The sequence below is a fragment of the Acidobacteriota bacterium genome (assembly GCA_003225175.1).
Classification (GTDB): domain Bacteria; phylum Acidobacteriota; class Terriglobia; order Terriglobales; family Acidobacteriaceae; genus Gp1-AA112.
Genome location: QIBA01000125.1, coordinates 1 through 14,396, shown reverse-complemented (window position 1 = coordinate 14,396; position 14,396 = coordinate 1). Strand labels below are relative to the sequence as shown.

The 14,396-nt window shown below is 56.0% G+C and carries 13 protein-coding genes and 1 pseudogene; 13 read left to right on the top strand and 1 reads right to left on the bottom strand.

The features are described from left to right. The first annotated feature begins 49 nt into the window (after positions 1-49). From DMG62_23280 to DMG62_23245, 8 genes and pseudogenes are all read left to right on the top strand, one after another. Positions 50-223, top strand: coding sequence for a type II toxin-antitoxin system HicB family antitoxin (locus DMG62_23280; protein ID PYY20545.1), 174 nt, complete (start codon positions 50-52; stop codon positions 221-223). Continuing rightward, a pseudogene (locus tag DMG62_23275) lies at positions 216-432 on the top strand (hypothetical protein). Before DMG62_23280 ends, DMG62_23275 begins: the two are co-directional and overlap by 8 nt. Before the next feature lie 278 nt (positions 433-710). After that, positions 711-953 (top strand): hypothetical protein, encoded by a 243-nt coding sequence (locus tag DMG62_23270; GenBank protein ID PYY20544.1) that lies wholly within the window; start codon positions 711-713, stop codon positions 951-953. Between the two features lie 19 nt (positions 954-972). After that, positions 973-2,838 (top strand): hypothetical protein, encoded by a 1,866-nt coding sequence (locus DMG62_23265; GenBank protein PYY20543.1) that lies wholly within the window; start codon positions 973-975, stop codon positions 2,836-2,838. A 217-nt stretch (positions 2,839-3,055) separates the two neighbouring features. Beyond that, positions 3,056-4,117 carry an energy transducer TonB gene (locus DMG62_23260; GenBank protein ID PYY20542.1) on the top strand — a complete coding sequence of 354 codons (1,062 nt, stop codon included), beginning with the start codon at positions 3,056-3,058 and terminating at the stop codon, positions 4,115-4,117. Between the two features lie 464 nt (positions 4,118-4,581). Next, positions 4,582-5,142: a hypothetical protein gene (locus DMG62_23255; GenBank protein ID PYY20541.1), complete on the top strand. Its 561-nt coding sequence runs from the start codon at positions 4,582-4,584 to the stop codon at positions 5,140-5,142. Between the two features lie 51 nt (positions 5,143-5,193). Then, positions 5,194-5,946 carry a metallophosphoesterase gene (locus DMG62_23250; protein ID PYY20540.1) on the top strand — a complete coding sequence of 251 codons (753 nt, stop codon included), beginning with the start codon at positions 5,194-5,196 and terminating at the stop codon, positions 5,944-5,946. Positions 5,947-6,023: 77 nt separating this feature from the next. Then, positions 6,024-6,473: a hypothetical protein gene (locus DMG62_23245; GenBank protein PYY20539.1), complete on the top strand. Its 450-nt coding sequence runs from the start codon at positions 6,024-6,026 to the stop codon at positions 6,471-6,473. On the opposite strand, the gene DMG62_23240 is transcribed toward DMG62_23245, so the two are convergent. Next, positions 6,470-7,294 (bottom strand): MBL fold metallo-hydrolase, encoded by an 825-nt coding sequence (locus DMG62_23240; GenBank protein PYY20538.1) that lies wholly within the window; start codon positions 7,292-7,294, stop codon positions 6,470-6,472. The two genes, DMG62_23245 and DMG62_23240, sit on opposite strands and share 4 nt — an antisense overlap. Positions 7,295-7,597: 303 nt before the next feature. Here DMG62_23240 and ggt point away from each other — a divergent pair, with 303 nt between their 5' ends. From ggt to DMG62_23215, 5 genes are all read left to right on the top strand, one after another. Continuing rightward, positions 7,598-9,370 carry a gamma-glutamyltransferase gene (gene ggt / locus DMG62_23235; GenBank protein PYY20537.1) on the top strand — a complete coding sequence of 591 codons (1,773 nt, stop codon included), beginning with the start codon at positions 7,598-7,600 and terminating at the stop codon, positions 9,368-9,370. Next, entirely contained in the window at positions 9,370-10,215 is an 846-nt protein-coding gene (locus DMG62_23230) for a sugar phosphate isomerase/epimerase (GenBank protein ID PYY20536.1), read from the top strand. Before ggt ends, DMG62_23230 begins: the two co-directional genes overlap by 1 nt. Positions 10,216-10,465: 250 nt before the next feature. Next, the gene (locus DMG62_23225; GenBank protein ID PYY20535.1) at positions 10,466-11,821 is read left to right on the top strand and encodes an asparagine--tRNA ligase; all 1,356 of its coding nucleotides are present in this window, start codon (positions 10,466-10,468) and stop codon (positions 11,819-11,821) included. A 315-nt stretch (positions 11,822-12,136) separates the two neighbouring features. Beyond that, positions 12,137-13,108 (top strand): arginase, encoded by a 972-nt coding sequence (gene rocF / locus DMG62_23220; protein ID PYY20534.1) that lies wholly within the window; start codon positions 12,137-12,139, stop codon positions 13,106-13,108. Between the two features lie 195 nt (positions 13,109-13,303). Further along, positions 13,304-14,269, top strand: coding sequence for a hydrolase (locus DMG62_23215; GenBank protein ID PYY20546.1), 966 nt, complete (start codon positions 13,304-13,306; stop codon positions 14,267-14,269). Positions 14,270-14,396: the final 127 nt, after the last annotated feature.

Here is a 14,396-nt window from a genome sequence, read left to right as displayed (position 1 = left end):
GATCCTGCCACTATGGATATGCAATTAGAAGACTACAGGACGATCCTCTATCGACAGGAGGACGTGGGTGGCCGAGATTCCCGCAATCCCGGGTTGCTACGCTTTGATGCTAACCCGGGAAGAAGCCTTGCACGAATTGAGCGCGGTATTCAAAATGATTGCTGAATACTCCCAGAAAGGTATTCCTCTTCCAGCCGATTCAACTGAAATCGTGAATGCCTAGTGCCACAGCTCGAGACTTTCAAAGAGTGGCGCGGAAACTGGGGTTTTCAAAGACCTGGCAGACGGGAAGCCACGAGCGCTGGAACCATCCAGACCGGCGCAGTGTCACGATACCTCTGCATGGCGGGCGAGAAATCGGGCCTCCCCTATTCTTCAAGATCCTGCGTACAGCTTGGCGTCAGCGTGGAAGAATTTCAAAGTCTGCGTTGATTCGGCATTGCTCTAGCTATTGTCGCGCCACCGCGTTCTGTAAATCAGAAATTCCGTTCGGCTGATTACGCAAGTGGCTTACCGAAAGCAGCCAGTTGAGCTTCAGCGAAGTACAGAGGTGGAGCGCGGAAGCCCAAACCATTGGAAGTGGCGAAGATTTTTTTCCTGGTTGGACGCGAATTATGAGTAGCGTTCACTTATTTCTTTACTCTCAGACAAAACTGATGGATTATGCGAGGTAGTCGAAAAAGATTTCTCTTCATCAGGAGCGATACGAAGTGAAGGACATCTACGAACTGCTTAGCCAGAAGGAAATCGAGTTCGAACGCGTGCAGAAAGAAGTGGAAGCTCTGCGCATTGCCGCCAAGCTGCTCGACGACAGCGCGGAGGTTCGCACCACTGCTGCACCTGCCGCCCCGGCATCCCGCGACACGCAAGGTTACGCCACTACGCCGGCGCCTCGCGCGACCACACCTGCAGCAACGCCGACTGCGTGGGCCTCGGCGAAACAGTTTCCATAAACCCGTCGTGAGGAGCTGATTGAGTCCGCACCCTGACTCCCCCATTGTCCCTGAACCGCCAGGCTTCGTGGAACAGCGTCTGTTTCTTCGCAAGAAAGTGGAAGCGCCGCTGCCGATTGAACTCCTGCCGGGAAAAGAAGTCTGGCTTTACGATCTCAGCGAAGGCGGTCTCTCTGTCTCCGGCAGTTCGCGCATTGAGCCAGGCACCACTACCTATTTCGACTTCGAATTTCCCGATCCCAATTCCGTAATCGAAGCCGCTGGAGTGGTCGCCTGGTGCGATAATTCCGGACGCGTCGGCGTGCGCTTTACCCGCATCAAGCCTGACTCGACGGCGGCGCTGAAGCGGTGGTTGAAGAGAGAGCCCTCTCCGGCTCCTGGTCAGAAGGCCGAGCCCACTGTCCACATACCCCCATTCTCCGCTCTCGTGTCCCGAGCCCATTTTGAGATTTCTGATTTGCGCACCGAATTGGCTTCGAAAACGCTGACCACTGAGGCTGCGCTCAAGCTGGTTGTGGAGCGAATGGCATTTCACACAAGAGCTACAGGAGCAGCCATTGCCTGGCGTGAAGGTAGTGATGTGATCTGCCGCGCAAGCACAGGGAGTGCTCCCGAGATAGGCGTCAGGCTCAATATCGATTGGGGCCTCAGCGGCGAGTGCTACCGCACCGGGAATATTGTTTCGCTGGCGGATTCGGAACACGATTCGCGAATGAAGCCTGAGGTCTGCAGGCAGCTTGATTTTCGCTCTCTGCTCATCGTTCCGGTGGTATCGACACAGGACACTGTCGTAGGCGTTGCCGAAGTATTTTCCTCTACGCCGGGAAATTTCGAAGGTGGCGACGTTCTTCTACTGAGTTCGATCGCGGAACTCGTCGGCGACCTCTACGATAAGAGTCATTCCGGAACTTCGTCCGTTCCAGGTCTCACTTCCGCTTCGACACAAGCAAGTAAAGCTGCGGACTTTGCATCCGAAGGCACTGCTGCGCCGCCACAAATTGAAAATCTCTCTGCTCCATTTGTGCCGGCAGGCTTTGAGCTTGCTGACGGCGATCCACGACAAGAGTCGATTGACGTTATCCCGACACAAAGTGTGTCTGGGAGAGTCGAAGACGCATTCGGAAAAGATCGTCCGGACGACCAATCGCGTGGGTATTCAGGCTGGAAATCTCGGTGTTTGCTTTTTGGAGCGCTGCTGCTGGCTGGTGGTTTCGGCTTCAGCGATCACATGAACTGGCATTTCGTTCATCGGCGCCCCGCAGCCCCTCGACTGAACCAACCCACATTGCAGTCGGCGCCAGCTGCATCTGCACCGATTGCTGAACCGAAGGAATCGCCGTCCGTCGTTGCTACAGAGCTATCGGTTAACTCATACGCAAGTGCATCTGTTCCGAATCGGAGCTTGGTACGTAAAGCCGTTCTTCGCGATGACTCTGTCGAATCCAATTTCACGACGGGGTTGGCAGCGCACTTGCTTCGACCCGAACCAACACCGGCGCCACCATCTTTACTCGCATCCGATCGCGCGCCATTTCGAGTGGACACTACGTACTTCCTGCCAAACAATGTGCCGCAAGTGAAGCTGCTCAACGCCTCGCTACCTGCCAGTCAGGTAACCAAGGGTCGATTGCTTCGTCGCGTCAATCCCGTATTCCCGCAATTCGCGAAGACTGCGGGCATTCGCGGCTCTGTCGTGATTGCTGCGACTATCGGAAAAGACGGTCGGCTGAAGAGCATGAAGCTGATTAGCGGGAATGGCGCTTTGGCGATTGAAGCATTTCGGGCCGCGCGCCAATGGGTGTATGCGCCGTACCGCCTCGACGGCCAAGCTATTGAAGTTGACGCGCGTATTGTGATGGACTTCGGGCCGCAACTAGTACGTTAGCTTCTGTCCCAGCACTAACATTTCTTTACGGTGCAGTACTTTCCAGCCTGTTAAACCCAGCAGTATGCGTAACTTTGCGCGGCGGGTACACGTCTAATTATTCACTTTCGTGAGTGTTAGGGCGGCGGCCCGAGTGCATGCCCGGAGGAGTAATGCGACAATCGTAGAACCTACGCCCTTGCAGCCAGAACAATCGGGTCAGGGAAATCGAGTACGAATGCCAGTCACTGAGGCCCCACCTAAGCCGCCGTCCGAACGCCCCTTGCGTCGCGACCTGCCTCATGATCCCGCCGAACTGCACCTCCTTATAGAGGAACTCGAAGACGAACGAGAACGATCGCGATGGCGCGAGTCGGTGTGGATCTCCGTCGTCCTCCACCTGCTGATCGTGTTGGCGATCATCATCCAGCCGAAATTCTTTCCTGATCTCTTTTCATCGAAAGAAAAGGTTGTCCTTGTCCCAGAGAACCTGCAGGACCGGGACATTCGGTTTCTCGCTCTTCCACAGGACACACAAAAGCCAACGCCAGCGCCAAAGACGAATATTCTCTCCGACAAGAATCGCATCGCGCAGGCGCGACGTCCCACGATTGATCGTCACACGCTGGAAGAACTTCAAAATGCCCGCCGACGAGGAGCACCTGGATTGCAGGGCGTGCAGGCTCCGCCCCCTCAACAAAGCGCTGCTGCCGCTCCTCCGCAGCAGGCACAGCAGCAACAGGCGCAAGCTTCGCAGAAGCCCGCAGACAATTCCAACACTGTTGCCAAGTTGGAATCGCCGCCGCAGGAGCGAGCTCCAAATCGCAATGTCTTTGGCTCTGCAGGGTCAGCAGGGTCGGCGATTGAACAGGCTACGCGAGCGGCTGCTCAAAGAGGTGGGGGAGGAGGCGACTACGGCATCGGCCCGCTCACACCGAACACGAATGCGCAAGGCGCTGTCGATATTCTCAGCGACACTTTGGGAGTAGACTTCGGTCCCTATCTATCCAGAGTGCTCGAGGAAGTTCGAAGAAACTGGTACAACCTCATTCCCGAAGAGGCGCGCTCCCCGTTGTTCAAACAGGGCAAGCTGGCAATCCAATTTGTGATCGACAAGAACGGATCAGTGGAAGGCATGAAACTCATTTCTCCATCTGGAGATGTGGCACTCGATCGCGCTGCCTGGGGCGGGATCACTGCATCCAATCCGTTTCCCCCGCTGCCGAGAGAGTTCAATGGGCCTTACCTCGCGCTTCGATTTCGCTTCTATTACAACCCCGATCGCGGTGAGCTGAGATAGCGGTGAACGCCGAGCGCAGACAAGCGCAAGGGCTGATTTTGCTGGCCGTCGCACTTCTTGCATTGATCTTGGTGCGCCATTGGAAGAGCATTCCATGGCTGGCGAGGTGAGGTATCTCCCTTATCTCTCGTCCCAAATCGGCAGAAATGATCGTTATCAATGTGCAAAACCGCTGCGATTCACATTTTGTAAACTAAGGTAATGAGAGTTTACTTCATGCAGTATTTGTCTTGCAAGTGACTGATTCCGAGCGGTTTAAGACTGCTGCGAACAATATGCAAACAGTGTAAATTGCTGAAATCAGAAGACGTGAGGAGCACATGGCGACCTTTCCCACAAGGTTTTCCACAAAATTCAGGAAATCTCAAAGTGAGACGCAGCGGCTGACGGGCACAACAGGACTGCGGCTTTGGTGACTCAGGCTGAGCACTAGAAAAGGCATGGCGGAGAGATAAAGTAAGCGCATGAAGAAAACTGCGGTTTGCATTGCTGTGCTGAGCTTTTGCGCAAATCTTATCGCGCAGGGTGCGCCCGAAGCTTCCACTAAGAATGAGGTGCAAGCGATCATCTCAGCACAGTTCGGACCGCAATTTGTGCTTGCGCACGCTTTTCCGATCCTCACGGGAGACTTCAACGGCGACGGCGTCGAAGACATCGCGGTGGTTGTAACTTCGCACGACGCTCTACAAACTGATTCGAGCCGGTTTCGTGTGATCGATCCTGCCAGCGAATACTTCGGCATTGGTGATCCGAAGATCACTTCGCAATTCGCGTCACAATACCCCGGAGGATCGCGTTACCTGCTGATTATCCATGGCGTCGGGAAGGAAGCCTGGCGGGTGAAGGAACCGAAAGAGCGGTTTGTAGTGATCAACGTCAGCTTCGATCGCATTTCTATCGGACACATGGAACGGAAGAAAAAGACCATCGACGACATCGATCTGGAGGAAACCGGAGTGTTCAACTCCTTCCTCTACTGGAACGGACGTCGTTACAGGTGGCAACCAGGCGCAACGCAAATGTAGGGCTCGAAGGGCGACAGTCGTCAGGCTGTACAATGCCGTTTCCGCCCATCGATGCGCGTTCTCATTATCAGTGACATCCATGCAAATATTCAGGCGCTTGATGCCTGCATAAAAGCCTTTCCCGCCTACGATGTGGTTTGGAATCTGGGAGATCTTGTCGGATATGGCGCGAATCCCAACGAGGCGATCGCTCGTTGTCGGGAGCTAGGCAGTGTCTTTGTGCGCGGCAATCACGACAAAGCCTGTTCCGGCGTAAGCGATCTCGCCGGATTCAATCCGGTTGCCGCGATGGCAGCAATTTGGACGAAAAAGAAGCTCACTTCAGAGAATCTTGAATGGCTGAAGGCCTTGCCTCACGGGCCGATCACTCCCAACAGCGCGCTAAATGTTTCGTGTGTGCACGGCTCGCCGCTTGATGAAGATCAATACCTCATCAACGTCCATGAAGCCAGCGAGCCACTTCTGCATCCCGCAGCGCAGTGCACATTCTTTGGTCACACGCACTTACAGGGTGGATTCTTCCGGCAGGAGGAAATTCACGCGATTCGACCTGCGTTTCGCGATCCTAAATTGCCCCAGCGCGTCGAGTTAAAGCTACGGCCGGACGGCACTTACCTTATCAATCCCGGATCGATTGGACAGCCGCGCGATGGCGATCCGCGCGCCGGCTTTGTGCTTTACGACACGGATGAGACTCTGGTCACCTTCTATCGGCTTCCCTATGACATCGAGGGTGCACAAAAGACGATTTTAGATGCCGGCTTACCACCAAGACTTGCCGAACGACTGGCCGATGGACGCTGACGTACACTCGTGGAATGTCATCCAAACCAGGCTCTGATACCCCTTCATTGTTCCCCGAAACGACCGAATCTGTGGTTATGACGCCTTCTTCTGCGCAAGCAGTGGACTGGATTACAGCCAATGTAGACGGTGGAGCGCGCGGAAATCCCGGTCCTGCAGGTTATGGCGCCTACATTCGTGCAGCTGATGGAAAGCCAATCGCGCAGTTAAGCGAATATTTGGGGATCAAAACCAACAATTTTGCAGAGTATTCGGGGCTTTTAGCGGCACTTGAGTACGCTATTGCGCACGGCTATCGTGGCCTAAAGGTGATTAGCGACTCCGAATTAATGGTTCGCCAGATGACTGGACAGTATCGTGTGAACAGTCCAGACCTGAAACCGATGTACGAAAAAGCGCGTAATCTCGTCCGTCAGCTCGACAAATTTGCCATTGAACACGTCTTGCGCGCTAAGAATCAACATGCTGACAGGCTTGCTAATGACGCTATGGACCGCGGAATGGGAAAGAAAGTGCGCGGAATTTAGAGCTCAATTTCCATTCCTTCCGACGCTGCGCGCACTCTGGGATAATGTTCCCGCGCTTGCTGCACCACTTTATCGACCAAAAGATCATCATGATCAGGGTCGTGGTGGAACAAAATCAGCTCTTTGGCGCCGCTTTCCATCACTACATTCACCGCTTCTCGCCAGTGACTGTGCCCCCAACCGCGCTTTTTGGCCTCATATTCCTCGGGCAAATACTGCGCGTCGTAGATTAAGACGTCGGCTCCTTCGGCTAATTGACGCACATTTTTGTCGAATACCGGATGTCCGGGCTCGTTATCCGTGGCATAAACGACGACCTTATCGTTGGTTTCGACGCGAAAACCGAGGCATCCCTGCGGATGATTGAGCCACATCGACTGCACCGTGCAGTCATCAAATGCGATTCGATCTTCTTCTATGTCGTAAAAATTGCGATGTGCCGCCATCTCCGACATGTCCACGGGGAAGTATGGGTCCGACATTTGCTCTTCAATGGCGCGTTGCAGCCCACGCGTGCGGCTCGACGAATGAAAGAAAAAGTAGTTATCCGGACTGCTATACAGCGGACCAAAAAAGGGAATGCCCTGGATATGGTCCCAGTGAAAATGTGAAAGAAAAACGTGCGCGTAAATCGGCTTCTGCGCGAATTCCTGGAGCAGATGTTTGCCGAGGTTGCGGAAGCCGGTACCGCAATCGAAGATGTACATCTGGCCAGCGATACGGATTTCCACGCACGACGTATTGCCGCCGTAGCGCAGATTCTCCGCCTGAGGAGTCGGCGTTGAGCCGCGGACACCCCAGAATTTCACTCGCATCCCCATGACTCCGATTCTGCCCGGCCGCTCAATCCGTGGTTTTTGGGACTCAAAGTCTTGCGTTTTCCGAGCTTTGTGCGCTCCAGGTCCACAAAATTGTCGCTGAGTATACGCTAGCCTAAAGAAGAACAATGAATTTAGAGATCTCTACGGGGTACACAAGCAGTTACTCGCGAGCCGCCGCATAGCAAGGCCGTTTGACTCTCGCCCAGAGCGTGGGCTAGCCTCAAAGTTCACTCGCGAATGACTGCAAGCGTCTGAATTTGCAGCTTTTTCAGTCCGCATTCCGAGCTCCTTTGCTTTGATCTCATGAAGGCTTCTTTGAGTTCCAGTCTCCGGCGCAACTTCGTAGTTCTTATCGCACTCTGGCTAACCCTTATCACGAGCGCCCTAGCCGGAATGCATCCGACGCATGCCCGAAAGGCGATGGTGGTCAGCGTGCATTCGCTGGCGACTGACGCCGGTGTAGAGATGATGCGTCAAGGTGGGAATGCGATCGATGCCGCGGTTGCAACCGGGTTTGCATTAGCTGTCGTTCATCCGCAGGCGGGCAACATCGGCGGAGGCGGATTCATGCTGATCCGCATGGCCGATGGCAAGTTGCATTTTCTCGACTATCGGGAAAAAGCTCCCGCGGCAGCCACGGTCGACATGTACTGGGACAAGCAAGGCAATCTAATCCCGGATTTGAGCACCTTGGGATACAAAGCCATCGGGGTGCCGGGTTCCGTTGCGGGAATGGCGACCGCGGAGAAAAAGTGGGGGAAGCTAGGCCTGCAAAAGGTGATGGCGCCTGCCATCCGCCTGGCACGTAATGGATTCCCCATACCGTGGGAGTACGTCCGCAGCTTTCAGAGCAAACGACTCACGGAGTTTCCGGAATCGCGACGCATCTTCCAGCGCGATGGAAATTTCTATCAAGCCGGAGAGGTCTTCAAGCAGCCCGAGCTGGCGCGCACGCTGGAGCGAATCGCCGCCGATCCTGAGAACTTCTATCACGGCGAATTAGCAAAGCAGATCGCCGCCGCAATTCAAAAAGGCGGCGGAATCGTCACCGCTCAGGACCTCGCCAATTACCAAGTTAAAGAACGCGAGGCGGTTCACGGCACTTATCGCGGATACGACGTTTACAGCGCTCCGCCTCCATCTTCCGGCGGAGTTGCACTCATCGAGATCCTGAACATGCTCGAGAAATTCGATCTGCCTTCATTAGGCGGCGGCTCTGCCGAGGCGATGCACCTCACCATCGAAGCCTATCGTCGCGCTTTCATGGATCGTGCCGACTTCATGGGCGATCCCGATTTTGCCAAGGTCCCGGTCGCGCAACTGATCGACAAGAAGTACGCGAACTCCTGGCGCGAATCGATCAACCCCGGTCGGGCGAGCATCAGCAAGGATCTGCGCCGGCCTGCCGGAACGTTCAATGAACTGGACAAAGTAGCGAAGGCAGCAGCTCCAGAATCGACCGAGACAACCCATTACTCAATCGTGGACCAGGAAGGAAACGCTGTATCCGTCACCACCACACTGAATGGCACGTTTGGCGCGAAGGTAATGGCCGGAAGTCTGGGCTTTCTGCTCAACAATGAAATGGACGACTTCGCCGCAAAGGTCGGTGTTCCAAACATGTATGGACTGATCCAGGGACCAGCCAATGCGGTCGGCGCCAACAAGCGTCCGCTTTCGGCGATGACGCCGACGATTGTCACTAAGGATGACAAGCTGTTTCTCGTGCTCGGCTCGCCGGGAGGACCAACCATTATTACCACTGTCGCGAATGTGCTCATGGGGGTGATCGATTACGGGCTCGACATCCAGGAAGCGGTAAATTCGCCACGCTTTCATAACCAATGGCTTCCCGACCGCACAGCCATCGAGGGCAACCGGTTCTCGCCCGATACCCTTAAACTCCTGCAGCAGAAAGGACAGATTTTGCACGTTGGCGATCCGAGCAGTGAAAAGCCCGACCGGGATCCGGACTGGGGCGATGCCGAGTGCATCATGATTGATCCCAAAACGGGAGAACGCCTGGGCGGACACGATGAGCGCCGCAGCAGCTACGGAAAGGCGGCGGGATTCTGATGTTACGGGCAATGTCAACACACGTCCGCGTGCGCGAACGCCTGCAGATCAATTACCTGGAAGCCATGGTGCGCGGCGGAGCACAGGCGATCGAACTGTTCTGTCAGAAAGAGCACTTCGACTATACGGACCGCGCTCGCGTTCGCGAACTCTCGACCTGGTTCCGCGAGCATCCCGGCATGCTGCACTCGATGCACTCGCCCATCTATAGCGAAGCCGATTACGGACGCCACATCGCTCCTGCAGTGAACCTGGTGGACAACGACAAGCGGCAGCGCGTTGCCGCCATGGATGAAGCCAAGCGCGCCATCGAGTTCGCCGAGCATGTCCCCTTCCGGTTTCTTGTGCAGCACCTCGGCGTATCCAAAGAGCAGTGGGAACCGCGCAAGATGGAGTACGCCATCACCGCACTCGAACACCTGCGCGTTTTCGCCAAGCCGCTCGGAGTGATGGTGCTGGTCGAGAACATCGCGAACGAAATCACGGAGCCCGACCGCCTGAACGAGATTCTCAATACAGCTCACTTTGACGACATAGGTTTCTGCTTCGACATCGGCCACGCCCATTTCGGGATGGGCGTGCGCGCCAGCTTCGAAACGATGAAAGAGAGAATTCGCTCAACCCATCTGCACGACAATCACGGCGATCGCGACGAGCACCTGTGGATCGGCGAAGGCACAATCGATTGGAGTGAAGCCATGGCACTGCTGCGCAGCGCTCCGCATGTGCCGGCAATGTTGCTGGAGATTACCGGAGATTCACAGAAAGAGATTTCCCAGGGAGCTTCGGAAAGCTTCAGCCGGTTGGAGAACGCGTTGCGCGAGGCTGAGAAGCAGATGGTGTGAGGGCACGCCGCTTCCCGGTTATGCGGATAAGTGGCTGGTGCCTGGCGCGACCGCGAGCTCGTGACAGATTTAACAAGGGCACGACCGGAGGTCGTGGGGTGTAGGGAAGGGCACGACTGAAGTCGTGCCCTTCCCTACACCGTCACGATTCCTTCGGCCAACAGCGGGCCTCAGGAGGGCAGAAATACATCGGGCCTGAGGATGGCGGAACTAAAGATTCTCGGATTTATCCTATAGAGTCTCGACATTTATGGAAGTCAAAGAACAACCAATCACCGCCAGCGAAGCCCCCGTAACCACGATCTCCCAAATCGGAACGCGCGAAGGGCAAAGCGTCACCATTCGCGGATGGCTCTACAATCTGCGCGAGAGCGGGAAACTGCTCTTTCCGATCTTCCGCGATGGCAGCGGAATCATTCAGGGAGTGGTGCCGAAAGCGGCGGTTCCTCCTGAAGTTTTTGACAACATCAAACATCTCACGCAGGAATCGGCGGTGATCGTCACAGGCAAAGTTCGCGCCGACAAACGTGCACCGGGTGGGTACGAGCTCGACGTGAGCGATGTGCAAGTCGTGCAGAAGGTGCCGGAGAACGACCCCTTCCCGATCTCACTCAAAGAACACGGCGTCGATTTCCTCATGGAACACCGCCATCTCTGGATGCGAACGCCGCGACAGGCAGCAATCCTGCGAACACGCGCTGAGATCATCAAGGCGGCACGCGACTTCTTCGACGATCGCGGCTTCACGCTCACTGATCCGCCGATCCTGACTCCTGCCGCTTGCGAAGGAACGACCACGCTCTTCCCGGTCGACTACTTCGACGAGCAGGCTTATCTGACACAGTCGGGCCAGCTATACATCGAGGCCACCGCGATGGCGCTGGGCAAGGTCTATTCGTTTGGCCCAACGTTTCGCGCAGAGAAATCGAAGACGCGCCGCCATCTCACCGAGTTCTGGATGGTCGAACCTGAGGTCGCGTACGCGACGCTCGATGATCTTATGAACCTTGCAGAGGAGTTCATCAGCTTCATCGTCGCGCGCTGTCTGGAACGCCGTCCCGCCGATCTGCAAGTCATAGGACGCGACGTTTCGAAGCTCGCGAATGTTAGGACTCCATTCCCCCGGATCACCTACGACGAAGCAGTGCAGCTCTTGCACAAAGGCTTTGCGGAAGGAAAGCTGGAGAGCAAGTTCGAGTGGGGCGGAGATTTCGGCTCGCCTGACGAGACTTATATCTCCTCGCAATTCGATCGACCGGTGATGGTGCATCGTTATCCCGCGGCAGTGAAGGCCTTCTACATGGAGCCCGATCCGCAGCGTCCCGAGCTGGCATTGTGCGTCGATGTGTTAGCTCCCGAAGGCTACGGGGAGATCATCGGCGGCTCACAGCGCATGGGTTCCTATGAACTGCTGCTGAAGCGGATCCATGAGCACGGCCTGCCGGAATCGGCATTTAAGTGGTACCTGGATTTACGCAAGTACGGCGGTGTTCCACACGCCGGTTTCGGAATGGGAATCGAACGTGCCGTGGCCTGGATTTGCGCTCTGGAACACGTGCGCGAGACGATTCCGTTCCCGCGGATGTTGCATCGGATTTATCCTTAGACAATTGGCGATTTAGGGAAGGCATCGGCTTCAGCCGTGCCGGATAGGCGCAAACAGTATTTTCGGCTTTAGCCGCTGAGGTAAGTGATGAGCAAGCCAATCAGACTGCCGTCTGCGATTAGCGATCAAACTTATTTCATAACATTGGGAACTGACGGAAGAGACCTCCTCCTGCCCGCCTATTTACCTCAGCGGCTGAAGCCGCGAACGAAGGAGGCGGCTCTTAACGGCATGGCTAAAGCCGGTGCTCTTCCCTAACAAAATCACACCCGGCACGGATAAAGGCGATGCCCTTTTCTAAACCAAATCACACTAATGATCGATCGCATAAAAGAGCTACCCTCCCGCCCGCATAGCGCGCCGACGCAGGTCGCGGCGCGCAAGATTCGTGTCATTGGTGTCCCGCTCGATCTTGGACAGTCACGGCGCGGTGTTGACATGGGTCCCTCGGCGGTTCGCGTGGCGGGACTCGAGGCCAAGCTCGAGTCGCTTGGCCTGATCGTCGAGGATGGCGGCAACATCCCCGTCGCAATCGCGGAGACCAAGAAACAAGGCAATGCTCATGCGAAGTATCTGAAGGAGATTGCGACTACTTGCACGAAAGAGGCCGAGCTGGTCTTAAAGACCTTGCAGGAAGGAATGATTCCGGTGGTTCTCGGCGGCGATCATTCCATTGCGGCAGGAACGGTGAGCGGCGTGGCCGAGTTTTATCGCCAGCAGGAGCAGCGCATCGGTCTCATCTGGATCGACGCCCACAGCGACATCAATACGCCGGCAACGTCGCCCAGCGGCAACGTACATGGAATGCCTTTAGCCGCAATTCTTGGACTGTGGCAGGACGAGCTCTCGCGCATCTACGATTTCTCACCCAAGGTGCTGCCCGAAAATACCGTGATCATCGGCGTGCGCGACATCGATCAGGCGGAGAAGGAAAATATCCGCAGCGCGGGCATCAGCGAGGTGTACACCATGCGCGATATCGACGAGCGTGGCATGCGAACGGTGATGGAAGAGGCGCTGCGCACGGCGGGTCGCGGAACGGCGGGCTATCACGTGTCGCTCGACATGGACTGGATCGATCCCGAGGACGCGCCGGGAGTTGGTACGCCTGTGCGCGGAGGCGCCACCTATCGCGAAGCTCACCTGGCAATGGAGATCATCGCTGACCATGGCCGAATGACCAGCCTCGAGATCGTTGAAGTCAATCCGGTGATCGACGAGCATAATCGGACAGCAAACCTGGCGGTTGAGTTGGCGATGTCCGCTTTTGGGAAGAAGATTTTATAGATTATTCCATCGCTTGCTCGTTTTGGATGTGTTGATCATTTGTGGCACAGGCGCCCTCGCCTGTGTCAGCGGCGGCAGAGCCACAGCCGAGGGCGGCTGTGCCACACACCTAAAGCGGGGCTTCTATGAAGCTTGGGCTGGCTCACTTGGTTCGTGCTCCTCAACCGTTCCGAGATCACAATAGAATTCAAACCTGTGCCCACTCGACGTGACTTTCTCATCGCCGCTGCCGCTGCTGGAACAACAGCGCTGCTTGGACCTGCAACCGATGCCTTTGCCAGCGCTTCGCAACCCACTACGCCGGTGAACTTCAAAGTTCCTCCAGGCGCGTGCGATTGCCACGTGCACATCTTTGGCGATCCTCAGCGCTTTCCGTTTACTCCAACTCGCACCTACACGCCTGAGGCCGCCACGGTCGACGAGCTGCGCAACATGCATCGCGCACTGCATATCGATCGCGTGGTCGTCATTCAGGCGAGCGTTTATGGAACTGACAACTCCTGCACACTCGATGCAATCAAGCAGCTTGGTCCACGGGCTCGCGGCATTGCTGTCATCGATGAGAAGACTTCTTCTGCAGAACTCGACCGCATGCATCGCGGCGGGATTCGCGGGGTTCGCATTAACCTCGGAACTGCCGGGCAGGATGATCCCGCGTTTGCCCGAGAGCGCCTGCAAAAGGCGCTTCGGCAGATCGGCGGACGTCCCTGGCATGTTCAGATGTTTGTGAGTCTTCCCGTAGTGGCGGCGATCGAGAAGCAGCTTACCGCTGCTACTGTCCCGATCGTCTTCGATCATTTCGGCGGAGCTAAGGCCGTTCTTGGAGTGCAACAGCCTGGGATGGCGAGTTTGTTGCGCCTGCTTCAAACTGAGAAAGCCTACGTGAAAATCTCTGGCGTCTATCGCGCATCGAGCGCTCCCGATTATCAGGACGCAGCGCCATTGGCGAAGGTGTTTGTCGCTGCCAATCCAGAGCGCGTGCTATGGGGTTCTGACTGGCCACATCCCGATACCGCCAGTGCTCGCGAGACTACAGAGGTCTCCCCTCTGCTCCCGATTGATGATGGGCGAATGTTGAACCTGCTCGCGACCTGGCTTCCAAACGTTGCCCGACGCAACGCAATCCTGGTGGATAATCCGGCGAAGCTGTATAGGTTCTGAGATCCGCGCCGGAGACGCAAGAATTGGTACGCATTTTGAGATCAGCGCCGGAGGCGCCCAATGTGAAAGCCCAGCATGAAATGCCCGTTTTGGGCATGAAATGCTGGGTTGACGTGTAGATTAGAAT